Below are 21555 nucleotides of genomic sequence, written 5' to 3' on the forward strand. Positions count from 1 at the left end.
TGTGACATCAGCGGACGCCGGACGTCGTGCGCAATGCCCGACTCGTCGCACCGGCCGCGGAGGCCAGCGTCAGCGCCACGGCGCCGGCGATCAGCAGGGGCGGCAGCCAGAGCTGTGCATCGGGAACCAGGCCCTCACCCCGGACGTAGGCGAACGGGACGATCGTCGCCTGGGCCGCGAGCAGGCCGGCGAAGGTGCCGACCGCGGCGACGATGCAAGCCTCGGTGAGGACGGAGCCACGCACCTGCCCAGGGGTGGCACCGAGCAGCCGCAACGTGTGCAGCTCCGGACGCCGATCGGCGAGGACTGCCGCGAAAGCGTTGATGACCATGATCCCCGCGAACGCGCAGATCATCGCGGCGACCACGTTGTTGAGCAGGTTGATCGACTCGTGGCCCTCGGTGATCCCCGGGGGCAGTCCGGTGGGCAGGGTACGTTCATTCATCCCGACCAGCATGAGGATGCTGACCGCAGCCGCCGAGAGCACCATCACCGGCGCGAGCACCCCGGCGAGCAGGTGGGATCTCCGCGAGGTGTTGTACGCCGCCAGGTGACCGCTCGCCCCGGTCAGCAGCGGCCGCAGCAGCCAGCTGCCTGCGCGCAGCAGCATCGGTGCCAGCGCGGCGAGACCCACGGCGACGACCAGGCCGAGCGAACCGGTCGTCGCCATCGCGTCGTAGGGATCAGCGGCGTCTTTGCCCGCGGCAAGAGTCAACGCGATCATGGTCGTGGTGTGGACGGCGGCGAGCAGCGCCACCACCCAGCGCCACCAGGCGATCCGGCCGGTGCCCGTCCGCGCTTCGGCGAGAACGACCGTCGCCGGTCCCCGTGAGGACCGCGATCCGGCCAGCCCGGCGGCCGCCGCGGAGACGAGCAGGAGCAGGACGACGGTCGCTATGAGCGCGACCCAGCCACCCGAGTGGGAGACCTGCTCGCCGACGACGCCGCCGGACTGCAGCAGGTCGAGGAGCCACCGGCTGGTCCGGTCGGCCACGAGGGCACCGAGGACCGCGGCGACGAGCGCGACCACGAGCGTCTCGGCCCGCACCAGCGAACGAACCTGACGGGGCTCGGCCCCCATGGTGCGGAGCAGACCGATCTCGACCTCGCGCTGTCGCACGGTGATCCCGACGGTGGAGACGACCGAGAAGAGCGCGATGACGGCGCCCCAGGCTTCGACCACTCCCCCGAGGATGAGCAGAGTCTCCTGCTCGACAGTCGGCGTACCGGGTGCGAGCGCGACCTGGATCAGCGGTGTGAACGACCCCATCACCACCGCGCCCAGCAGGATCGCGAAGAAGGTCGCGGTCATGGCGATGCCGCGATGGCGCAGCGAGCGCACTGCCAAGGTGAACATCACACCAGGTCCCGCTCTGCGCGTGCGGTGAGTTCGTCGAGATGTGCCATCTGACCGGCGACGACCTCGGCTTCAGGGTTGTCCATCCGCCCCACGGTGCGGCCGTCGACGAGGAAGACGACGCTGTCCGCGTACGCAGCGGCGACGGGGTCGTGGGTCACCATCACGACGGTCGCGCCGAGCTCGCGCACGAGGCTCCGGAGCAGGGTGAGCACCGAGGCGGCCGTGTGGGAGTCGAGGGCTCCGGTGGGCTCGTCGGCGAGGACGATGTCGGGACCGGTCACCAGCGCCCGGGCGATCGCGACCCGCTGCTGCTGGCCGCCGGAGAGCTGGCCTGGCAGGTGGCCGGCGCGCTCGGCCAGGCCGACCCGATCGAGCAGCTCGCGCACCCGGCGGCGGGCCGCTGCGTCGATCCGGCCTCCGGCGAGGCGCAGCGGCAGCGCGACGTTCTGTTCGGCAGTGAGGTAGGGCAGCAGGTGGAACCCCTGGAAGACGAAACCGATCCGCTCACGGCGCAGCCTGGTCCGGTGCGCCTCGGACAGCTCGGTGACGTCCTGGCCCGCGATGAGGACCCGGCCGCCCGTCGGCTGCTCCAGCGCTCCGGCGCAGGTCAGGAAGGTGGACTTGCCGGAGCCGGAGGGCCCCATCACGGCGGTGAACGTGCCCGGCGCGCAGGCCAGGTCGAGTCCGTTGAGCGCGGTCACCGCGGCGGCACCGATGCCATAGGTCCTGGTGAGGCCGGTGACCTCGAGTGCGGGTGTGGTCACGGGGTGGCTCCTGGGGTTCGGGTGGCTGATGTCACCCTTCGACGCTAAGGAACGCGTCGCTTGCCCACGATGGGCTCAAGGACCCGACCCAGGTAGGGAAATCCCCACCTCACCCGTCGGAGGAGCACGGGAGGCGTACGGCGATCGTGGTGTCGCCAGGGACGCTGGTCAGCCTCACCGTGCCGCCGTGGGCGGTGACGATGGCGTGGACCAGGGCCAGGCCGAGGCCGGCGCCGCCGTCGCGCTGGCGGGCCTCGTCGGCGCGGGTGAAGCGCTCGAAGGCGCGTGGGACGAGATCCGGCGGGAAGCCCGGTCCGTCGTCGTGAACATCGAAACCGTCACGACGTACGCGGACGGTGACCGTGGTGCCGGCGGGCGTGTGCCGCCGCTCGTTGGTGAGCAGGTTGCTGATCACCTGATGGAGTCGTTGGTCGTCGCCGGTGAGGATCACCTCGGCGTCGGCGTCGGCCGGCAGCTCGAGCCGCCAGATGTGCGACGGGGCGACGACCCGGGCGTCGTCGACGGCCTCGAGGAGCAGCCGGGTCAGGTCGACCGACTCGCGGGCGAGCGGGCGGCCCTGGTCGAGGCGGGCGAGCAGGAGCAGATCCTCGACCAGCGTGGTCATCCGCAGCGACTCCTCCTCGACCTTGCCGAGCGCCATCGGGACCGCTTCCGGCCGCTGCTGGGCCAGCTCGGTGTAGCCGCGGATGGTGGTCAGCGGCGTGCGCAGCTCGTGGGAGGCGTCGGCGACGAACTGGCGTACCTGCTGCTCGCTGCGGTGACGCTCGGCCAGGGAGGTCTCGACGTGGTCGAGCAGCGAGTTGAGCGCGGCACCGACCTGACCGACCTCGGTGTCCTCGTCGGTGAGCCGCTCGGGGACCCGGTCGGTCACCGAGACCTCGCCGGAGGACATCGGGAGGCCGGCGACGGCATGCGCGGTGGCGGCGACCTCTCGCAACGGGCTGAGCTGGCGGCGTACGACGACGTAGCCCACGCCTGCGGCGGCCAGGACGCCGAGGAGAGTCAGCAGGGCCTCCCAGAAGATCAGGCTCCCGATGGTCTTCTCGACCTCACCTGTGGAGTGGCCGGTGACGATGATCGACGTCTGGCCGGTGTTCGTGTTGAAGACGGCCTGGGCGATCACCCGGTAGGTGCCGTGATCGGGCAGCTCGACGTTGTAGGCACGAGCGTCGACGCGCACATCCCGCAGCGCACCGAGATCGTCTGTGGTGAGCGTCTCCACCTCGTCCGGGTCGAAGTCGCCGAGCGTGCCTCTGGCCCGGCCGTTCTCGGGGAACTCCGCGAAGACCGAGTTCGGGGCCAGGTTGAACTGAACCCCCGGGCTCGTCCCGGCCACACCCCGAGCCATGTCGCGTACGTCTCGGTCCAAACGGTCCAGCAGGGTCTCGCGCAACGCGATGGTGGCGACGGTGGCGATCAGCAGCGAGACGACCAGCACCAAGGAGACCGCGGTGATGACCAGCCGTGAGGTGAGCGGCGCGAGGAGTCGGCTCAGCCGGCTGGTCACGCGACCACATCCGTCGCGCAAGCGCCAGAGTACGGACGTGGTCGCGTGAGACTTTGATGGTTCGCTCGCTGGCGCTCGTTCACCCAGCCGCTGGCGCTCGTTCACTCAGTCGCCTTCAGCACGTAGCCCGCGCCGCGCATCGTGTGGATCATCGGCTTCCGGCCGGCGTCGATCTTCTTGCGCAGGTAGGAGATGTAGAGCTCGACGACGTTGGCCTGACCACCGAAGTCGTAGGACCAGACGCGGTCGAGGATCTGTGCCTTCGAGAGCACCCGGCGGGGGTTGCGCATCAGGTAGCGGAGCAGCTCGAACTCGGTCGCGGTGAGCGTGATCTCCTCCCCCGCGCGGTGCACCTCCCGGGAGTCCTCGTCCATCGTGAGGTCGCCGACACGGAGCACCGAGTGCTCCTCGACCCGAGTCGCCCCGGCGCGGCGCATCAGGCCGCGCAGCCGCGCGACGAGCTCCTCGAGAGAGAACGGCTTGGTCACGTAGTCGTCACCGCCCGCGGTCAGTCCGGCGACCCGGTCCTCGACCGCGTCCTTGGCGGTGAGGAACAAGACGGGTACGACCGGGTGGGTGCTGCGTACGCGACGCAGGACCTCGAGCCCGTCGAAGTCGGGCAGCATCCAGTCGAGCACGATCGCGTCGGGCGAGGTCTCCTTCGCCGCGCTGACCGCCTTGGAGCCGGAGTGGGCCATCGTGACCTCCCAGCCCTCGAACCGCAGCGCCATCGCGATCAGCTCGGCGATGTTCACCTCGTCGTCGACGACGAGCACCCGTAGCGGCGACCCGTCGGGACGGGTCATGTCCTGTGCTCCAGCAGTCATGACTCCATCATGCGGCGGTTTGCTGTGTGTTGCTTGTGAAGCCGCTGTGGCGTGTCGAAGCAGTCCCCGACGATCTGCCGGGTGCGGGCCGGACCAGGTCGGGCTCAGAGCCCGGGCGCGCCCCAGACCGCGAGCCAGCGGGAGAGGTCCTTCTCGACCGGAAGGTCGCCCTCGATCGCGGTGCGGACGTTGATCTCGAGCAGGTTGTCGCGCTGCTGCGGACCGGTCGGGACGAAGGGGTAGAAGGTGCCCTGCTTGTAGAGGTAGATGAGGCCCACGCTGCGCCCGTCGGCACCTTCGAAGCCGATCAGCGAACACAGCAGCCCCGGCCCGAAGCCGTTCATCTCCAAGGTGGTGTTGACCGCGTGGAGATCGGTGACCAGGCCGGTGATGTCGGGGTTGGCCGGGTCCAGCGGCTCGTGGTCGACGCTGAGCCAGGTGAAGCCGAACTCGTCGACGCTCGTGGACACCTTCGGCGCGGCCTCGGAGGCACCGAGCAGCTCGACGACGTCGTCCTGGGTGCCGGCGAACCCTGCCCCTGCGGCGGCGCGATAGCAGACCGCGCCGTCCCCTGTCGGGACCAGCCCGAGCGAGGTCTGCATGGTGAGTGCAGCGGTCGGCACCGCGAACAGTGCGTCGAGGTTGGCTTGCTTCGGTCGCGTACGACCAGTGATGACATCCCAGAAACCCACGATGCGACCTTACGTCGTCACTGCGTCGGACGGCCGAGCTCGGCCTCGATCCGGGCGAGCTGCTCCAGGCGCTGCTCCAGCGAGGGGTGCGTCGAGGTCAGCGTACGCAGCGACTGACCGCTGATCGCCGGCGCGATGAAGAACGCGTTCATCGCCTGCGAGGACCGCAGGTCCCGGCTCGGGATCGCGGAGATGTCGCCGGTGATCTTCTGCAGTGCGCTGGCCAGCGCGCCCGGCTTCATGGTCAGGTGCGCGCCGGCACGGTCGGCGGCCAGCTCGCGATAGCGCGACAGCATCCGCAGCAGCACCCACGACACGGCGTAGACCGCCAGCGAGACCAGCAGCACCACCAGCCACACCGGGGGGCCGTTGTTGTTGCCGCGACGGCCGGCACCCGCGTACGCACCGAACCGAGAGCCCCGCGACAGCATCCCGGCGACGATGCCGGCAGAGGAGGCGACCGTCATCACGAGCACGTCGCGGTGGGCGACATGGGAGAGCTCGTGAGCGAGCACGCCCTCCAGCTCCTCGGCGCTCAGCCGCTGCATGATGCCGGTGGTCACCACGACGGCGGACCGCTTGGGCGAGCGGCCGGTGGCGAAGGCGTTGGGCATGTCGGTGTGGGCGATCCCGACCCGCGGCTTCGGCATGTCGGCCAGGGTGCACAGCCGGTCGATCATCGCGTGCAGCTCGGGCGCCTCCTGGACCGACACCTCGCGCGCGCCCATGGCGCGCATCGCGAGGGTGTCGGAGGAGTACCACTGCCACCAGGCGATGCCGAGACCGACGATGCCGATGATCGGCGCCCACTGCGCCGGCATCACGAACATCAGCGCGACGACGAGCCCGACGAAGAGGGCGCCGAGCAGGAACATCACCGTGGTCATCCGGGCGGTCAGCCCGGCATCCCCCTGGAAGCGTGACATCAGATCAGGCTCAACCGGGGATGAGGCCCTCGTCACCGAGCATCTCGGAGACCTCGGCGAGCGTGGAGCCGGGGCCTGGCAGGATCAGGTCGGAGGAGTCGATCGCGTCGACCGGGTGCGCGGTGCCCAGCGAGCGCACGCCTTCGAGCAGCGCCACCAGTGCCGCGTCGAAGACGGCCTCGTCGGTGCCCTGGCAGGCAGCCTCGACGGCTGCGTCGAGCTCGTTGAGCTTGTCGATCGCGGAGGCGTCCAGGTCGTACTGCCCCTCCCCTAGGATGCGAACGATCACTGCTCCGCCTTCTTCTCGGTCGAGTCGACGTCGATGACCGGCGAGCTGTTGTCGCCACCGGGCAGCGCCTGGGTCTGCTGCGGGGAGCCGAGGCCCTTGAGAGCCGCGAGCTCGGCCTCGACGTCGCTGGTGGAGCTCAGCGCGTCGAGCTGACGGGTGATGTCGTCGGACGGACCTGCGGTGAGGTCGTCGAGGGCACCAGAGGAGAGCAGCTCGTCGACGGCACCTGCACGGGCCTGCATCTCGAGGGTCTTGTCCTCGGCACGCTGCATCGCCAGGCCGACGTCACCCATCTCCTCACCGATGCCGGAGACGGCCTCGTTGATCCGGGTCTGCGCCTCGGCGGCGGTGTAGGTCGCCTTGATGGTCTCCTTCTTCGTGCGGAAGGACTCCACCTTGGCCTGCAGCCGCTGCTGGGCGAGGGTGAGCTTCTCCTCCTCACCCTGGAGGGTGGCGAGCTGCGTGCTCAGGTCGTTCATCTGCTGGCTGAGGCCGGACTTGCGGGTCAGCGCCTCGCGGGCGAGATCCTCGCGGTTCATCTCGATGGCCTTCTGGGCCTGCTGGGTGAGCTTGTCGGACTGCTGCTTGAGCCCGTTGATCTGCAGCTCGACGCGCTTGCGGCTGGTCGCGACGTCCGCGACGCCGCGACGCACCTGCTGCAGCATCTGAAGCTGCTTCTGGTAGCTGTAGTCGAGCACCTCCCGTGGGTCCTCGGCCTTGTCGAGCGCCTTATTTGCCTTCGCCTTGAAGACCAGGCTCAGCCGCTTCATCACACTCATCGCTTCCCTTTACGCCTCTCATATGCAGCCGACCGCCGGCCGCCCCGCGTCGTCGCTTGCCACTGGACTCTCGTCGTCCTTAGGACAAGTGTTGCCTCTCACCCTAGGCCGGGTCCACAAAACTCGTTGTCCGGGTCCCTCGGGATATCCTGTACGTGTCCTAGCCAACACTGTTTTTGCTTCGGGCTCCGCTTCAGCAAGACTCATTTGCCTCGAGCTCCCGCTTCAGCAGATACGTAAGAGGTCCCTTCGTTGTTCGGTCGCAAATCCCCCGCCCAGCAGGTCGTCGAGCCCGAGACCCCGGTCAAAGAGACCGGCAAGGGTCGCCCGACCCCATCGCGCAAGGAAGCCGAAGCGGCTCGCAAGGCGCGTCTCAAGCAACCGCGTACGCGCAAGGAGATCAACGCCGCCAACCGCGCCCAGCGCGCCGAGCACGGCGACAAGATGCGCCAGGCGATGAAGACCGGCGACGAGCGCTACCTGCCGCAGCGCGACAAGGGCCCGGTCAAGCGCTTCATCCGCGACTGGATCGACTCCCGGTTCACCTTCGCCGAGATCGTGCTCCCGGTGCTGATCATCGCGTTGGTGGTGCCCTACATCAGCCTCGAGCTGGCGATGTACTCCCAGCTCTTCACGCTCGTCGTGATGGCCACCGTGATCATCAACCTGATCACGCTGCGCTTCCTGCTCCGCAAGGAGCTCAAGCGCCGCTTCCCCGAAAACGACCTCAAGGGCACCACCTACTACGCGATCATGCGGGCCATCCAGATCCGCCCCCTGCGTATGCCCAAGCCGCAGGTCAAGATCGGCTCGCAGCTCTCCGACGACTACCACTGAGCCCCGGCTAGGCGTCGTCGGGCCGAGGCACGTCCTCGACCTCGCAGACGAGGCTGGCCCCGCCGACGCGCTCGTGGAAGCTCCACGAGCCGGCCAGGTCGGTGAGCTTCTCGGCCACGTAGGGCTCGGGGGCGGACGCCGGCATCGAGGTGAGCGTCCAGATGGTGGAGAGCTCGACCCGGGTCGGCGTACGCCACGCCATCTTCACCCAGATCTCGCCGGGAAGGTTCGAGATGGCCACGTGGACGCCGAATGCGGCGAGGACCTCGAGCCGGTTGGCGGCGCGGTCGCCGACGACCCGTGAGTCGGTCCACGCCCGCACCTGGTTCATCGCCTGGTCCGGCGTCAGCAGATCGAATGCCTGCTCGCGTTCTGTCTCGTAGACGTTGCTCATCAGTTGGCCTTTCGGGTGGGGGTGGATGCGGCCGGAGCCGTCTGGATGTCCCAGATGGTGTCGAGACCGGCTCGGCGGAGCTGACCGGCGAGCGCCGGATCCGCGTTGCGGAGACGAAGCGGCACGCCCCTCGACCCGCAGCGACGCTTTGCCCACAGCAGCGCCGCGATGGTCGTCGACGAGAACCCGGTCAGACCCGTCAGGTCGACCACGACCGCCTCGGGACCACCCACGAGCATCTCCGCCAACCGCCAGCGCAGGTTGTGGATCGCTCGCAGACAGGTCGCGTCCGAGAACGGCACGATGATGGTCTCGTCCATCGGGTAGAACTCCGCCTCGCTCATGCCGTCAACCCTGCCTACGGTGTGTGGAGGTCCTTTCGCAATTTCATGTCAGTTCCGTGTCACTTCCGGCCGGCGGACCGCGACGGCTCTGTGTCCCGGCCGTTCGGATGAGACGATGCGGGACGTGCAAGAGGCAGCAAAGCGAGTGCTCATCCTGGAGGACGACTACGGGCTGCGTACCTCCCTTCGGCTCTTCCTCGAGCAGGAGGGGTACGCGGTCGGCGAAGCCGACGACGCCGAGATCGCCCTCGATCTCGACGCCCAGGAGCCGTTCGACGTGATGCTCGTCGACCTGATGCTCGGCGGCATCGACGGGTTCACCTTCATCCGGAGCGTGCGCCCCCGAACGACCGCACCGATCATCGTGATCAGCGCCCGCGACGGCGCCAAGGACGTGGTCACCGCCCTGGAGGCAGGTGCCGACGACTACGTCCGCAAGCCGTTCGACGTGGCCGAGGTCAGGGCCCGGATCCGCGCCGCGCTGCGGCGCCCGGACTTTCCCCTCATCCCGGCCCAGGGCGGCTACGCCCCTGCCAGCGGCATCGTGCTCGACTCGACCGATGGCCCGCTGGTCTTCGACCCGGAGGCCGCGACCCTCCGCCGGGGCGCCGAGGACCTGCACCTGACCAGCACGGAGTTCAAGCTCCTGCTCGCGCTGACGAACAGCCCCGGCAGGGTGATGACTCGCGAGAACCTGGTCAACCAGATGTGGCCCGAGGGCCATCACGGAGACGTCCGGGTCGTCGACGTGCACGTCAGCCGTCTGCGCAACAAGGTCGACGCCGACCCGGAGGCCGGCGGCGTCATCTCCACCGTCCGCGGCCTGGGCTACCGGCTGGACCCGCGATGAACCGGAGACCGAGTCGGCGCGGCCTCCGCGCCAACGTCGTGGCGGCGTTCGCGGCCGGCGCGCTGCTGATCAGCCTGATCCTCGCCTTCAGCACCTACTTCTCGGCGCGTCACTACCTGATCGCGCAGCGTGAGCGGAACGCCCTGCAGCAGGCCTACATCGACGCCGCTCTCGTCAAGGAACGGCTGCGCACGAACGGGGTCAACGTCGCCGAGGTTCTCGCCGAGATCGCCCAGCCGAGCCGGACCACGGTGTTCGTCCACAAGGACGGCCAGTGGTACTCCTCCGACCTCACCACCCAGGTCCACGACGCCACCAGCGACGTCGCCTCGAGCGTCCAGGCGGGAGACGTCGCGCTGACCTGGAACGACACCGGCGACCGGCCCAACATCGTCGTCGGGGTCCCGCTCAAGGGGGTGGACGCCGACTACTACGAGGTCACCTATGCCAAGGAGCTCAGCGAGACCCTCGACACGATGGGCTACGCGCTCGCCATCTCGGCGGCGGTCACCACCATCGCCGGCGGCGTGCTCGGCTGGTACGCCGCCCGGCGGGTGCTGCGGCCGCTGCGCCAGGTCGCCCTGGCCGCAGCGCGGATCTCCGCCGGAGAGCTCGACACCCGAGTCGAGGCGACCGACGACCCCGACCTGTCGACCCTGACCGGGTCGTTCAACACCATGGTCGACACCGTGGTCGAGCGCCTCGACCACGATGCCCGCTTCGCCGCCGATGTCAGTCACGAGCTTCGTACGCCGGTGGCCACCCTCACCACGAGCCTCGGCGTCCTGCAGGGCGACAAGCACCTCTCCCCCAGCTCCGCGACCGCGGTGGGCCTGATGGCCGGCGAGCTGGAACGGTTCCGCGGGGCACTCGAGGACCTCATCGCGCTGGGCCGCCTCGACGCGGGCGTGCGGGAGTCGGAGTGGGAGGTGCTGAGAGTTGCCGATCTCGTCGCCGCGACTCTCGCCGACAACGGCATCGGCGACGATGTCGTCATCGACGTCCCCGACGACCTGGAGATCTACGGCGATCGGCTCCAGCTGCACCGAGCCCTGGCCAACCTCGTCCGCAACGCCGAGACCCATGGCGGCGGCCTCACCTCGGTGCGTGCCACCGCGCGCCGCGGCGATGCCGAGATCCACGTCGCGGACTCCGGGCCCGGCGTACCCGTCGCGTCGCGCGAGCACATCTTCGACCGGTTCTCCCGGCTGGGGGCGCGGGGCACGACGACCGGGAGCGGGCTGGGCCTGAGCATCGTGGAGCGGACCGCTCAGCTGCACGACGGCTCGGTCTGGTGTCGCGATACCGAGCCGAGCGGCGCGGACTTCGTGCTCTCGCTTCCCATCGCGCCCACGGCGCGGACCGTCTCGGGCCGGGAGGTCACATGAGGACGGCGCGTACGTCATGGGCGGCGCTGCTCGCCGGACTGCTGCTGGCTGGAACTCCCGCCTGCGGAGTCCCGAGCAGCGACGAGGTGCAGACTGTCGATCCCGCCGAGGTCCCCTACCATCTGCTCGACGACGCTGCCGCCGTCGAACCGGGCGCAGCGCACGGTGCCGCCGGGCCGCGGCTCTACTGGGTCAACGGCGAGGACCGTCTCGTCAGCCGCCCCACCGCCAGCTTCTGCTCCGAGACCGTCGACGGTGTCGCGGAGAAAATCCTCAGCCAGCTCGGCGGCGGACCGTCGCAGGTCGACCTGGCCTCGGGCCTCGGCACCGCCCTGCCCCCGGAGGGATGGCTGGAGCTCGTGGAGATCAGCGACCGCACCGCCCACCTCCGCATCTCCACCGACGACACGATCGCCACCAACCGGGTGGTGCTCGCCACCGCGCAGACGGTGCTGTCGCTGACCTCGATTCCCGGCGTGGACCGGGTGAAGATGGAGTACGACGCCGAGCCGCTGCAGGTGCCGAAGTCGTCGGGCGAGCTCGCCGACGGGCCGTTGCGCCACGCCGACTACCGCAGCCTGCTGGCCGACCCTGCCGAGCCGCCCAAGGACGAACTGCTACGACGCCGGGACCTCTGCCCGAGCTGAGGCCGCCAGCAGCCCTGAGCGGCCCTCAGCGGAGCCCGAGCACGTCCTCCAGGCCGATCGTCAGCCCAGGACGCGAGCCGATGCCGCGGATCGCGGCGAGCACGCCGTGAGCGAAGGAGGCGTGCGAGAGCGAGTCGTGGCGGATGGTCAGGAGCTCGCCGACACCGCCGAGGACGACCTCCTGGTGCGCGATCGAGCCGGACATCCGCAGCGAGTGGACCGGGATGCCCTCCACAGCGGCGCCACGGGCCCCCTGGAGGGACGAAGTGGTCGCGTCCGGCGCCGGGGCCACCCCGGCCTCCCGACGCGCGGCAGCGACGAGCTCAGCGGTCCTGCGGGCCGTACCCGAAGGAGCGTCGGCCTTCCGTTCGTGGTGGGTCTCGACGATCTCCACGGACGGGAAGTGAGCGGCCGCGAGCTCGGCGAAACGCATCATCAGCACAGCGCCGACCGAGAAGTTGGGGACGACCATCGCGCCGACCCCCGGAGCCTCGGCCAGCCAGGCCTCGAGCTGCTCGACGCGGTCGGGGCCGAAGCCCGAGGTGCCGATCACGGTGTGCACGCCGTGGGACAGGCAGAACTCCGCGTTGCCCATCACCGCCTCGAGAGTGGTGACGTCGACAGCAACCTCGGCTCCCGCGTCGGTGATCGTCGAAAGCTCGTCGCCGCGACCGATCCGCGCCACCAGCTCCAGGTCAGCGGCGGACTCGACCGCCTCGCAGACCGCCGAACCGAGCTTGCCACCTGCACCGAGCACAGCCACCTTGATCATGGCGACCAACCTTATGCGAAGCGGCCCCGGAGGACGCGACCGACCGCATAGTTCACGCTCCAGCAACGATCTACCGCTATCCGGTGAACATTTCGCGAGGCGATGTCCTGAGCTTGTCGAAGGGGCTGTGAGCGGAACCGTAGGTGGATCTGGCAGTCTTGGCCCCATGGTGGTGCAGACGATCCCTGCTCGGATCCGTTGGGCCGTTGATTTCATGGACATTCAACCGAACGATCATGTCCTTGAGATCGGCTGTGGCCCGGGGGCTGGTGCCGAGCTGATCTGTAGCCGGCTGGAGACCGGAAAACTATTTGCGATCGATCGCTCGGAGTCGGGCGTCGATCGTACGAAGCGACGCTGCGCGAAGTACCTGGAGGCAGGACGCCTCACGGTCCGCCAGATCGACCTCGCAACGCTGCGGGTCCCGGTCAAGCGGCTCACGAAGGTCTTCGCGTTCAACGTCAACCTGTTCTGGGTGCGTGACGCATCCGCCGAGATCGCGCTGCTCCACGAGCGCGTGCTCCCCGGCGGCACCGTCAACCTCTTCTACGAGGCCACTCAGCGTGAGCAGGTCCCCGAGATCATCGAGAAGGCGAGCAAGGCCCTGGCCGACGCCGGCTTCCGAGTCTCCATCGTCGACTCCAAGGTCCCGGCCGCCGTCGGGATCATCGGCAAGCGTTAACCCCACGCCGAGACGTCACTTTCTGACGTCGAAGCGTCGCTTTCGGACGCCGAATGGTCCATTCGGCGTCAGAAAGCGACGTCTCGGGCTCGAGAATCGACGTCTCGGCGGGCTCCGGTCAGGCGGGGCCGACTACGGCCAGGATCTCGGGGCGGCACAGGATCTCCGCCGCGACCTCACGGCACTCCTCGAGGGTCACCCCGTCGATCCGGGCGAGGACCTCGTCGATCGAGTAGAGCTCGCGATGGACCAGCTCGGCACGGCCGATGCGGGACATCCGGGAAGCCGAGTCCTCGAGGCCGAGCACGAGACCGCCACGCAGCTGCCCCTTGCCGAGCTCGAGCTCCTCGGCGGTGATGCCGTCGCGGGCGACGGCGGCCAGCTCGGAGCGTACGACCTCGAGCACCTCGTCGAGCTTGGCCGGCAGGCAGCCGACCTGGACCCCGAAGAGCCCCGTCTCGGCGTGGCTGTAGGCGTAGGAGTAGACCGAGTAGGCCAGACCCCGCTGCTCGCGGACCTCCTGGAAGAGCCGCGAGGAAGTCGCACCGCCGACCGCGGTGTTGACCACCTCGAACGCGAAACGACGGTCATCGCCCCGCTGCAGACCCTGGCGGGCCAGGATCACGTTGACCTGCTCGAGCGGGCGCTGGGCGCCGACCTCGCCGGGGACGACCTCGATCGGCGACCCCTCACGAGGAGGCACCGGAGCGGCGGAGGCTCCGAGGAAGCCCGACCCGGAGAACGCCTTCTCCACCATCGCCACGACCTCGTCGTGCTCGACGTTGCCGGCGATCGCGACGACCATCCTGGGCGGCACGTAGTGGGTCTTGTAGAACTCGTCGATCTCATCGCGGGTCAAGGCGGAGATCGACTCCTCGGTGCCGGCGATGCCCCGTCCGAGCGGCGTCTCGGCGCCCCACGCCTGCGCGGCGACGAGGTTGTGGATGACGTCGTCGGGATCGTCGTCGTGCATCGCGATCTCGTCGAGGATGACGTCACGCTCGGCCTCGACGTCCTCGGCGGAGATCAGCGAGGAGGTCAGCATGTCGCCCATGACGTCGACCGCCAGCGGCAGGTCGACATCGAGCACGCGCGCGTGGAAGCACGTGTACTCCTTGGCCGTGTAGGCGTTGAACTCCCCGCCCACACGGTCCAGCGAGGAGGAGATCTCCAAGGCCGTACGCGACGGGGTGCCCTTGAACAGCAGGTGCTCGAGGAAGTGGGAGCAGCCGTGCTGACGCGTGGTCTCGTCCCGGGAGCCGACGCCGATGAAGACGCCGATCGCCGCCGAGCGGACCCCGGCCATATGCTCGGTCACGATCCGCAGCCCGGACGGGTGGACCGTACGGCGCACCAACGACGTCACCGCGCCGTTGACCTCGGTCTGCTCGAGAGTGACGGTGGTGCCGGGCTCCTGGTCATAGCCGGAGGACCGGCCGACACCTTCGTGTCGACCGGTCCCCCGGGTGGTGGGTGACGCCAAGGTCACTCCTCGTCTGCAGCCTCGGTGGCGGCCTCTGCAGGAGCCTCTTCGGAGGAGGCCTCCTCCTCGAGCACCGGGGCGAGCGAGAGCTTGCCGCGGTCGTCGATCTCGGCGATCTCGACCTGGATCTTCTGGCCGACCTCGACGACGTCCTCGACCGACTCGACCCGCTTGCCGCCGTTGAGGGCGCGCAGCTTGGTGATGTGGAGCAGGCCGTCCTTGCCCGGGAGCAGGGCGACGAAGGCACCGAAGTTGGTCGTCTTCACGACCGTGCCGAGGTAGCGCTCGCCGACCTCGGGCATGGTCGGGTTGGCGATCGCGTTGACCGCCGCACGGGCGGCCTCGGCGGCGCTGCCGTCGGTCGCGCCGATGAGCACCGTGCCGTCGTCCTCGATGGAGATCTGGGCGCCGGTGTCCTCCTGGATCTGGTTGATCACCTTGCCCTTCGGGCCGATGACCTCGCCGATCTTGTCCACGGGGACCTTCACGGTGATGATCCGCGGAGCGGTCGCAGCCAGCTCCTCGACGCCACCGATGGCCTCGTGCATGACCTCCAGGATGGCCGCACGCGCGTCCTTTGCCTGGTTGAGGGCCTGGGCGAGGACCTCGGCCGGGATGCCGTCGAGCTTGGTGTCGAGCTGCAGCGCGGTCACGAACTCCGCGGTGCCGGCGACCTTGAAGTCCATGTCGCCGAAGGCGTCCTCGGCACCGAGGATGTCGGTGAGCGCGACGTACTTCGTCTCACCCTCGATCTCACCGGAGATCAGACCCATCGCGATACCGGCGACCGGGGCCTTCAGCGGCACACCGGCGTTGAGCAGCGACATCGTCGAGGCGCAGACCGAGCCCATCGAGGTGGAGCCGTTCGAGCCCATCGCCTCGGAGAGCTGACGGATCGCGTAGGGGAACTCCTCGCGGCTCGGCAGCACCGGCAGGAGCGCGCGGCGGGCGAGCGCACCGTGGCCGACCTCGCGGCGCTTGGGCGAGCCGACCCGGCCGGTCTCACCGGTGGAGAACGGCGGGAAGATGTACTTGTGGATGTAGCGGCGGTGCTTCTCCGGGGAGAGCGTGTCGAGCTGCTGCTCCATCTTGAGCATGTCGAGGGTGGTGACGCCCAGGATCTGGGTCTCACCGCGCTCGAACAGCGCCGAGCCGTGGACCCGCGGGATCACGCCGACCTCGGAGTGCAGCGGGCGGAGGTCGGCCAGGCCACGACCGTCGATGCGGACCTGGTCGCGCAGGACCTGCTCGCGGATGGCCTTCTTGGTCAGGGCGCGGAAAGCAGCGCCGATCTCACCCTCGCGGCCCTCGAACTGGGCACCGAGCTTCTCGAGCAGCGCAGCCTTGATCCGGTCGGCCTCTTCGTCGCGCTCCTGCTTGCCGAGCGTGCGCTCGCGCTTGCCACCGACGGTGTAGAGGTCGGTGATGTCGGCGCCCACGGTGGCCTCGACGGCCTCGTAGACGTCGTCCTGGTAGTCCAGGAAGATCGGGAAGTCCTGGACCGGCTTGGCGGCCTGCTTGGCCAGCTCGGCCTGGGCCTCGACAAGCTGCTTGATGAACGGCTTGGCAGCGTCCAGACCGCCGGCCACGATCGGCTCGGTCGGCGCCTGGGCGCCGGAGGCGACCAGGTCCCAGGTCTGCTCGGTGGACTCGGCCTCGACCATCATGATGGCGACGTCACCGGAGTCGGTGACACGGCCGGCGACGACCATGTCGAAGACGGCGTTCTCGAGCTGGCTGTGGCTCGGGAAGGCGACCCACTGGCCCTCGATCAGGGCGACGCGAACGCCGCCGACCGGGCCGGAGAACGGCAGGCCGGAGAGCTGGGTGGACATCGACGCGGCGTTGATCGCGAGCACGTCGTAGGGGTGGTCGGGGTCGAGCGCCATGACGGTGATGACGACCTGGACCTCGTTGCGCAGACCCTTCTTGAAGGTCGGGCGCAGCGGGCGGTCGATCAGCCGGCAGGTGAGGATCGCGTCCTCACCCGGGCGACCCTCGGAACGGAAGAAGGAGCCGGGGATCTTGCCCGCGGCGTACATCCGCTCCTCGACGTCGACCGTCAGCGGGAAGAAGTCGAGGTGCTCCTTCGGGTGCTTGGATGCGGTGGTCGCAGACAGCAGCATCGTCTCGTCATCGAGGTAGGCGGTCACGGAACCCGCGGCCTGCCGGGCGAGCAGCCCGGTCTCGAACTTGACGGTGCGAGTGCCGAACTTGCCGTTGTCGATGGTCGTCTCGACGGCGGTGATGACTGGTTCAGTCAAGGATTCGTCCTTGTCAGGTCTCGGAGCGCCCCCGCGCCGGGCATGTGCGCTCGTTGCGCACCGGGGCCGGTCTTCGATCGAGACCCACAGGTCACGACGGACCTGGGAATCACTACCGAGGACCGAGCCGGACGGGCGGGCCGCTCCTGGTGATGTGTTTCGTTTTTCCGAGTGCCTGCGCGCTTGGCGCTAGCACTCCTCCCTCAGCCTATCCGTCCCTTGCCCGAAATGCGGAACGGAGGCACGCGCGTGCCGCCCGCGTCCAGACCGGAGCCCACCCCGTCACGCCAGACTGTGCGCACCGCCAGGGCCGGGATCCAGCCCCAGAGGGCACCGGCGCCCAGTCCGTACGTCACCGCGTCGACGAAGGCCGCGGGATGGACCACACCGGTGATCGAAGGGTCCACGCTCCACAGCAGCGCGCCCGCCACCGCCCCGGCGACAGATCCCACCAGCGCGGCCATCCAGGCACTGAGGAACACGGCGGCACCGCCACTCCGTGGCACCCCACGGACGGCCACCCGCACCAGCGCCAAGGTGACCGAGAAGAGCACTCCGGTCTTCAGCACCAGCGAGACGACGACCCACAGATCGACGTAGGTCAACGACCCGAAATAGCCCATCGCATGGCTCGGTAGATACGGCACGGTGCGGGACGCGCGCACCACCCACGCGTCCACCGCCGGCACGGCGGCGAGCAGCGTCGACAGCCACATCAGCCCAGCCAGCACGACCCCTGCGACGATGCCGGGATCACGCCTGCCCCGACTCACTGCCCCCGAGATGCTCATACCTCACCGTACGACCGCACCCGGAGGTCGCACCAGCAATCGCGCCCCAGACGACGTAGAGAAAGGGCCTCGAGGAGGCCATACCGCAACCGAACCCGACCGACCGTTCTGGCGTGCAGCGACAGACTGTCGTCTAACGCTTCTATCGGTCGGCGAAATGGTTGATGCTGGAGTCATGGATGCTGAGGCGGTACTACGCGAGCTCGGCGGCGCCGCGCCCTACCGGGCGCTGCTGGCGAGCTCGACCCGATCGAGCATCCGTAAAGCCGTGACCGACGGGCGGATCGTTCGCGTCGAGCACGGGAGGTACGCGCTCCCCGCGACCGCCGACGGTCTCGACCTCGCCACCCGGATCGGCGGAGCACTCGCCCTCCGCAGTGCTGCTGCGGCCCACGGGTGGGCCCTGAAGACCGAGCCAACTCTGCCTGAGATCGCGGTGCCACGCGGCACCCGGCGCGGTCGAGGTCGCAGCGACGCGCGGGTGCTGTGGCTCAGACTCGAGCTTCGGGACGTACGCAACCGCGTCACCACTCCCCTGCGCACCGTCATCGACTGCGCCCGACAGCTGCCGTTCGACGAGGCTCTCGCCGTGGCCGATTCAGCGCTGCGCTCAGGCCAGGTGACCGATCTCGGATCCGTGCGCGTCAGCGGAGCTGGGGCGGCCCGGGTGCACAAGGTCCTGGACGCCGCACACGAGCGCGCCGCGAACCCGTTCGAGTCGGTCCTGCGCGCACTCTGTCTCGACTCGGGGCTCGACGTGGTGCCCCAACGCGCCGTCCTCGCCGGCGGCATCGTCTTCCATCCGGACCTGACCTGCCTGAGCAAAGGCGTGCTGATCGAGGCGGACTCGTTCACCTTCCACAGCGGGCGGGACGCATTCAGCCGCGACTGCGAGCGCTACAACTGCTACACCCTCGCGGGCTGGCGACTGATCCGCTTCACCTACGAGCAGGTGATGAGCGGGCAGAACGAGGTGCTCCGCATCCTCTCGCGGGTCGCAGCCCTTCCCGACGCGGACGGCGAGCTCCTGGCGCGCTCGCTTGTGAACCTACGCGGTGACGCCGACCGCACAGCGACAAATGACGAACGGGCCGCCTCCCAGATGGGAGACGGCCCGTCGCGTACGCGTTGAGAATCAGATCAGCGACGAAGGCCGAGCTTCTCGATGATCGAGCGGTAGCGCTCGATGTCCTTCTTCTGAAGGTAGTTGAGAAGGCGGCGGCGCTGGCCGACGAGCAGCAGCAGACCACGACGGCTGTGGTGGTCGTGCTTGTGCTCCTTGAGGTGGTCGGTCAGGTGGGAGATGCGGTGCGACAGCAGCGCGATCTGCACCTCCGGCGAGCCGGTGTCACCCTCGGTCGTGGCGTGCTCGGCGATGATCTTCTTCTTGGTCTCCGCGTCAGTTCCAACTGCCATGCGAAGGCTCCCTTCCGGCCCGTGGGCCCAACTCGTTGCGCGGCGCGCCCGGGCCTGTTCACCGGGGCACTCTTGATCCGCGGCCGATTTCACGGCTTGAGCTGCCGATCCCCATGGACCGACAACCCGAGAAGATTAACAGCGCGCCGGCATACCCCCGAATCGTCGCCGGATCAGGCCACGAGCACGAGCCGCGCCACCCGCCGACGCAACCTCCACCAGTACTTCATCGCTCTCCCCCTCGGCTCTCTCCTCATCGAGTAAGACGCGGTGGAGCCGGATCCGGTTGCATCGTCAGCTCACGGCATCTCCGGAGCACTCGGCGAGACGGACGGCGACGCGCTCGGCGAGCTCGTCCCGATCCCGGGCAGCGAGACCTTCGGCACGGTCGCCAGCGGCGGCTCCTGGATCTTCGGCGCATCGGCGTCCCCGCTCGCGAATGCGTTCGGGTCGAGCTCGGCTCGCCGCCCAGGCCCGCACGATCCACCACAGCGGCCGCAGCCAGGCGACCACAGGCCCCAGATCCGTACGCAGCAGCCTCTCAGCGGGTGACGAGCAGCCGACTCAGGACCGGCCGGTCAGGACCGGCCGCGCACGTCGCGCACGAAGTCCTTCCAGGCGGCCGTGTCGCCGGCCGGCCCGGAGGCGCGAGCGGGCCCGGTGAAGGTGCGGACCTGGACGGGCTGAGCAGACCGCCCGGACGGCGAGGCAGACATCAGGCTGGTCTGGGCGGTCGGCACGGCGACAGTGGAGCGCAGCTGCTGACCGTAGCCACCGGCCGCGCCCGCGGAGCTGCCCGGGATGAGTGCCGACATCGGCGCGTAATCCTCCACCTCCGGTCGCTTTCCCGGCACCGCGAGCCAGATCAGCGCGATCAGGAACCCGGTCGCCCACCCATAGGTGAGCCCGTACGCAGCCCCCGACTCGAGCACGTCTCCGAGCGTTGCCAGCAGCCAGCCGGAGCGGCCGTCGGAGAGGTAGGCGTAGAGGCTCTCGGCGACCTGGCCGACGGCCGTGGCGACGATCGCGGCGAACCAGCAGCCGAGGAACACCGGCCAGAACGCCCTCGGCCAGATGCCGATGGTGGCGAGCCAGGTCAGCAGCCAGGTCAGCGCGAAGACGGTCACGGTGAGGACGACGGAGTGCACCAGGGCGTCACCGGAGAGGAGGTCGCCGAAGGAGCCGTTGCCGAAGTAGGTGAGCCGGTCCCCCAGCAGCGCGGGCAGCCAGCTGGCCGAGTTGGTGCCGTTCTCGTCGGCCCAGGTGGACAGCGGCGCCGAGCCGGCGAAGAACTGGAGGGCCCAGAGCCCGCCGGTGACCAGGACCGCGTTGAGGACGGCCGGGATGCCGCCGCGAGGACGCTCGGCCTCGACCTCGGCCTCGTAGGCGGACGTGGGGGTGGAGTGGGGATCCATGGCGAGACATTCAACCGCACCGGCACCCCGCTGGATAGGGCGCCGGGGTAGGAGATCGCACGGATGGGGCCGCCTGCCCCCACCGGCGCGATCTCTACTGCTCCACCAGGATCTCGCGCGCCCGCACCACGTCGGCGTGCATCTGCTCCACGAGCGCGTCGATCCCCTCGAAGGCGACCATGCCGCGCAGCCGCTCCACGAAGGCGACCTCGACCTCGACGCCGTAGAGCTCGAGGTCGTCACGGTCGAGCACGTAGGACTCGACCCGGCGCCCGACCACGCCTTCGAAGGTGGGGTTGGTGCCGACCGAGATCGCCGCCGGGAAACGCTCGCCGGTGTCGCGCCGGGTCAGCCAGCCCGCGTAGATGCCGTCGGGCGGCACCGCGGTCAGCGAGTCGGTGGGCACGTTCGCCGTCGGGAAGCCGAGCTCCCGGCCGCGCTGGTCACCCTTGACGACGATCCCGCGCACGGAGTAAGGGCGGCCCAGGGCCTCGGCCGCACCGGTGACGTCGCCAGCAGCCAGACACGTCCGGATGTAGGTCGAGGACCAGACCTGGGGGCCGCCGTCGAGCGGGATCCCCTCGGCGGAGAAGTCGTGGACCTTGCCGTAGGCGACCAAGTCGGCCACGTCGCCGGCGGCCTTGCAGCCGTAGCGGAAGTTGGCGCCGACCACGCACGCCTCGGCGTGCAGCGCGTCGACGAGGACCCGCTGGGCGAAGTCCTCGGGCGACCAGTTGGCCATCTCCATGTCGAACGGCAGCGCGAGCACCGCGTCGGCGCCGGCCGCGAGCAGCAGTTCGGCGCGGACCTCCATCGTGGTGAGCACACCGGGAGCGTGCTCGGGCCGCAGCACCGCCATCGGGTGCGGGTCGAAGGTGACCGCCACCAGGGTGAGCTCCTTGGCGTCCGCCACCTCGCGCCCCCGGCGCAGCACATGCTGGTGCCCGAGGTGGACGCCGTCGAAGTTGCCGACCACGACACAGGTGCGGCCGAGGTCGGCGGGCACCTCGCTCAGACTTCTCCAGAACACGCCGCCAGAATATCCATCCTCGGTCCCCTTCCCGGGATCCGGGCCACCTGGCAACCAAACAGTAACCTGTTCTACCC

24 protein-coding genes are annotated in these 21555 nt (G+C 69.3%); 7 read left to right on the forward strand and 17 right to left on the reverse strand.

Annotation, left to right across the window (positions count from 1 at the left end; all coding sequences use genetic code 11):
* Positions 1–7: 7 nt before the first annotated feature.
* The 8 genes from ABZZ22_RS02105 to ABZZ22_RS02140 form a co-directional block, all read right to left on the reverse strand.
* The gene (locus ABZZ22_RS02105) at positions 8–1357 is read right to left on the reverse strand and encodes an FtsX-like permease family protein (protein ID WP_354926321.1); all 1350 of its coding nucleotides are present in this window, start codon (positions 1355–1357) and stop codon (positions 8–10) included.
* Positions 1357–2124, reverse strand: a complete 768-nt coding sequence (locus tag ABZZ22_RS02110) for an ABC transporter ATP-binding protein (RefSeq protein ID WP_354926323.1) — start codon at positions 2122–2124, stop codon at positions 1357–1359. The genes ABZZ22_RS02105 and ABZZ22_RS02110 overlap by 1 nt, the downstream gene beginning before the upstream one ends.
* A gap of 109 nt (positions 2125–2233) precedes the next feature.
* Positions 2234–3652, reverse strand: a complete 1419-nt coding sequence (locus ABZZ22_RS02115; RefSeq protein WP_354926325.1) for an ATP-binding protein — start codon at positions 3650–3652, stop codon at positions 2234–2236.
* A 101-nt stretch (positions 3653–3753) separates the two neighbouring features.
* Complete coding sequence (locus ABZZ22_RS02120) at positions 3754–4479, reverse strand: response regulator transcription factor (protein WP_354926327.1); 726 nt, start codon at positions 4477–4479, stop codon at positions 3754–3756.
* Positions 4480–4583: 104 nt separating this feature from the next.
* Positions 4584–5171, reverse strand: a complete 588-nt coding sequence (locus ABZZ22_RS02125; protein ID WP_179657085.1) for a hypothetical protein — start codon at positions 5169–5171, stop codon at positions 4584–4586.
* 17 nt (positions 5172–5188) lie between these two features.
* On the reverse strand, positions 5189–6097 hold the full coding sequence (htpX, locus tag ABZZ22_RS02130; RefSeq protein WP_354926330.1) for a zinc metalloprotease HtpX: 909 nt from the start codon (positions 6095–6097) through the stop codon (positions 5189–5191).
* A gap of 10 nt (positions 6098–6107) precedes the next feature.
* Positions 6108–6386 (reverse strand): hypothetical protein, encoded by a 279-nt coding sequence (locus tag ABZZ22_RS02135; RefSeq protein WP_354926332.1) that lies wholly within the window; start codon positions 6384–6386, stop codon positions 6108–6110.
* The gene (locus ABZZ22_RS02140; RefSeq protein ID WP_354926334.1) at positions 6383–7165 is read right to left on the reverse strand and encodes a PspA/IM30 family protein; all 783 of its coding nucleotides are present in this window, start codon (positions 7163–7165) and stop codon (positions 6383–6385) included. The genes ABZZ22_RS02135 and ABZZ22_RS02140 overlap by 4 nt, the downstream gene beginning before the upstream one ends.
* Positions 7166–7417: 252 nt before the next feature.
* Between ABZZ22_RS02140 and ABZZ22_RS02145 the strand changes: the two genes are divergently transcribed.
* Complete coding sequence (locus tag ABZZ22_RS02145; RefSeq protein WP_354926336.1) at positions 7418–8002, forward strand: DUF3043 domain-containing protein; 585 nt, start codon at positions 7418–7420, stop codon at positions 8000–8002.
* Between the two features lie 7 nt (positions 8003–8009).
* On the opposite strand, the gene ABZZ22_RS02150 is transcribed toward ABZZ22_RS02145, so the two are convergent.
* Positions 8010–8396 (reverse strand): hypothetical protein, encoded by a 387-nt coding sequence (locus ABZZ22_RS02150; protein WP_354926338.1) that lies wholly within the window; start codon positions 8394–8396, stop codon positions 8010–8012.
* Positions 8396–8740: an STAS domain-containing protein gene (locus tag ABZZ22_RS02155; protein ID WP_292646194.1), complete on the reverse strand. Its 345-nt coding sequence runs from the start codon at positions 8738–8740 to the stop codon at positions 8396–8398. The genes ABZZ22_RS02150 and ABZZ22_RS02155 overlap by 1 nt, the downstream gene beginning before the upstream one ends.
* Positions 8741–8864: 124 nt before the next feature.
* Here ABZZ22_RS02155 and ABZZ22_RS02160 point away from each other — a divergent pair, with 124 nt between their 5' ends.
* From ABZZ22_RS02160 to ABZZ22_RS02170, 3 genes are read left to right on the forward strand one after another with little or no spacing between them, the layout of a single operon-like run.
* Entirely contained in the window at positions 8865–9590 is a 726-nt protein-coding gene (locus ABZZ22_RS02160; RefSeq protein ID WP_354926340.1) for a response regulator transcription factor, read from the forward strand.
* Positions 9587–10978: a HAMP domain-containing sensor histidine kinase gene (locus ABZZ22_RS02165; protein ID WP_354926342.1), complete on the forward strand. Its 1392-nt coding sequence runs from the start codon at positions 9587–9589 to the stop codon at positions 10976–10978. Before ABZZ22_RS02160 ends, ABZZ22_RS02165 begins: the two co-directional genes overlap by 4 nt.
* Complete coding sequence (locus ABZZ22_RS02170) at positions 10975–11625, forward strand: GerMN domain-containing protein (protein ID WP_354926344.1); 651 nt, start codon at positions 10975–10977, stop codon at positions 11623–11625. Before ABZZ22_RS02165 ends, ABZZ22_RS02170 begins: the two co-directional genes overlap by 4 nt.
* Positions 11626–11650: 25 nt before the next feature.
* Here the strand turns inward: ABZZ22_RS02170 and dapB are convergent, their stop codons facing one another.
* Positions 11651–12397, reverse strand: coding sequence for a 4-hydroxy-tetrahydrodipicolinate reductase (dapB, locus tag ABZZ22_RS02175; RefSeq protein WP_354926346.1), 747 nt, complete (start codon positions 12395–12397; stop codon positions 11651–11653).
* Positions 12398–12611: 214 nt separating this feature from the next.
* On the opposite strand from dapB, the gene ABZZ22_RS02180 reads away from it, so the two are divergent.
* Complete coding sequence (locus ABZZ22_RS02180; protein WP_354926348.1) at positions 12612–13079, forward strand: class I SAM-dependent methyltransferase; 468 nt, start codon at positions 12612–12614, stop codon at positions 13077–13079.
* 118 nt (positions 13080–13197) lie between these two features.
* On the opposite strand, the gene ABZZ22_RS02185 is transcribed toward ABZZ22_RS02180, so the two are convergent.
* From ABZZ22_RS02185 to ABZZ22_RS02195, 3 genes are all read right to left on the reverse strand, one after another.
* Entirely contained in the window at positions 13198–14568 is a 1371-nt protein-coding gene (locus tag ABZZ22_RS02185; RefSeq protein ID WP_354926350.1) for a pitrilysin family protein, read from the reverse strand.
* Positions 14565–16826 (reverse strand): polyribonucleotide nucleotidyltransferase, encoded by a 2262-nt coding sequence (locus ABZZ22_RS02190; protein ID WP_354926352.1) that lies wholly within the window; start codon positions 16824–16826, stop codon positions 14565–14567. Before ABZZ22_RS02190 ends, ABZZ22_RS02185 begins: the two co-directional genes overlap by 4 nt.
* Before the next feature lie 203 nt (positions 16827–17029).
* Positions 17030–17617: a hypothetical protein gene (locus ABZZ22_RS02195; RefSeq protein WP_354926354.1), complete on the reverse strand. Its 588-nt coding sequence runs from the start codon at positions 17615–17617 to the stop codon at positions 17030–17032.
* A gap of 175 nt (positions 17618–17792) precedes the next feature.
* Between ABZZ22_RS02195 and ABZZ22_RS02200 the strand changes: the two genes are divergently transcribed.
* A complete protein-coding gene (locus tag ABZZ22_RS02200; protein ID WP_354926356.1) occupies positions 17793–18749 on the forward strand; it encodes a DUF559 domain-containing protein in 957 nt (318 codons plus the stop codon).
* Positions 18750–18757: 8 nt separating this feature from the next.
* Here ABZZ22_RS02200 and rpsO read toward each other — a convergent pair whose 3' ends face one another.
* The gene (rpsO, locus tag ABZZ22_RS02205; RefSeq protein ID WP_179657071.1) at positions 18758–19033 is read right to left on the reverse strand and encodes a 30S ribosomal protein S15; all 276 of its coding nucleotides are present in this window, start codon (positions 19031–19033) and stop codon (positions 18758–18760) included.
* A 270-nt stretch (positions 19034–19303) separates the two neighbouring features.
* On the opposite strand from rpsO, the gene ABZZ22_RS02210 reads away from it, so the two are divergent.
* Complete coding sequence (locus ABZZ22_RS02210; protein WP_354926358.1) at positions 19304–19585, forward strand: hypothetical protein; 282 nt, start codon at positions 19304–19306, stop codon at positions 19583–19585.
* Between the two features lie 26 nt (positions 19586–19611).
* Here ABZZ22_RS02210 and ABZZ22_RS02215 read toward each other — a convergent pair whose 3' ends face one another.
* Together ABZZ22_RS02215 and ABZZ22_RS02220 are read right to left on the reverse strand one after the other, a co-directional pair.
* The gene (locus ABZZ22_RS02215; protein WP_354926360.1) at positions 19612–20448 is read right to left on the reverse strand and encodes a hypothetical protein; all 837 of its coding nucleotides are present in this window, start codon (positions 20446–20448) and stop codon (positions 19612–19614) included.
* 94 nt (positions 20449–20542) lie between these two features.
* Positions 20543–21478: a bifunctional riboflavin kinase/FAD synthetase gene (locus ABZZ22_RS02220; protein WP_354926362.1), complete on the reverse strand. Its 936-nt coding sequence runs from the start codon at positions 21476–21478 to the stop codon at positions 20543–20545.
* Between the last annotated feature and the right edge of the window lie 77 nt (positions 21479–21555).

This window comes from Nocardioides sp. NPDC006273 (genome assembly GCF_040613495.1).
Taxonomy (GTDB): Bacteria; Actinomycetota; Actinomycetes; order Propionibacteriales; family Nocardioidaceae; genus Nocardioides.

Bases quoted from the DNA above. Each gene is read 5' to 3' on its own strand.
- ABZZ22_RS02105 (WP_354926321.1), bottom strand. From the start codon at position 1,357: ATGTTCACCTTGGCAGTGCGCTCGCTGCGCCATCGCGGCATCGCCATG.
- ABZZ22_RS02120 (WP_354926327.1), bottom strand. From the start codon at position 4,479: ATGACTGCTGGAGCACAGGACATGACCCGTCCCGACGGGTCGCCGCTA.
- htpX (WP_354926330.1), bottom strand. From the start codon at position 6,097: ATGTCACGCTTCCAGGGGGATGCCGGGCTGACCGCCCGGATGACCACG.
- ABZZ22_RS02140 (WP_354926334.1), bottom strand. From the start codon at position 7,165: ATGAGTGTGATGAAGCGGCTGAGCCTGGTCTTCAAGGCGAAGGCAAAT.
- ABZZ22_RS02150 (WP_354926338.1), bottom strand. From the start codon at position 8,396: ATGAGCAACGTCTACGAGACAGAACGCGAGCAGGCATTCGATCTGCTG.
- ABZZ22_RS02155 (WP_292646194.1), bottom strand. From the start codon at position 8,740: ATGAGCGAGGCGGAGTTCTACCCGATGGACGAGACCATCATCGTGCCG.
- ABZZ22_RS02165 (WP_354926342.1), top strand. From the start codon at position 9,587: ATGAACCGGAGACCGAGTCGGCGCGGCCTCCGCGCCAACGTCGTGGCG.
- ABZZ22_RS02170 (WP_354926344.1), top strand. From the start codon at position 10,975: ATGAGGACGGCGCGTACGTCATGGGCGGCGCTGCTCGCCGGACTGCTG.
- dapB (WP_354926346.1), bottom strand. From the start codon at position 12,397: ATGATCAAGGTGGCTGTGCTCGGTGCAGGTGGCAAGCTCGGTTCGGCG.
- ABZZ22_RS02180 (WP_354926348.1), top strand. From the start codon at position 12,612: ATGGACATTCAACCGAACGATCATGTCCTTGAGATCGGCTGTGGCCCG.
- ABZZ22_RS02195 (WP_354926354.1), bottom strand. From the start codon at position 17,617: ATGAGCATCTCGGGGGCAGTGAGTCGGGGCAGGCGTGATCCCGGCATC.
- ABZZ22_RS02200 (WP_354926356.1), top strand. From the start codon at position 17,793: ATGGATGCTGAGGCGGTACTACGCGAGCTCGGCGGCGCCGCGCCCTAC.
- rpsO (WP_179657071.1), bottom strand. From the start codon at position 19,033: ATGGCAGTTGGAACTGACGCGGAGACCAAGAAGAAGATCATCGCCGAG.
- ABZZ22_RS02215 (WP_354926360.1), bottom strand. From the start codon at position 20,448: ATGGATCCCCACTCCACCCCCACGTCCGCCTACGAGGCCGAGGTCGAG.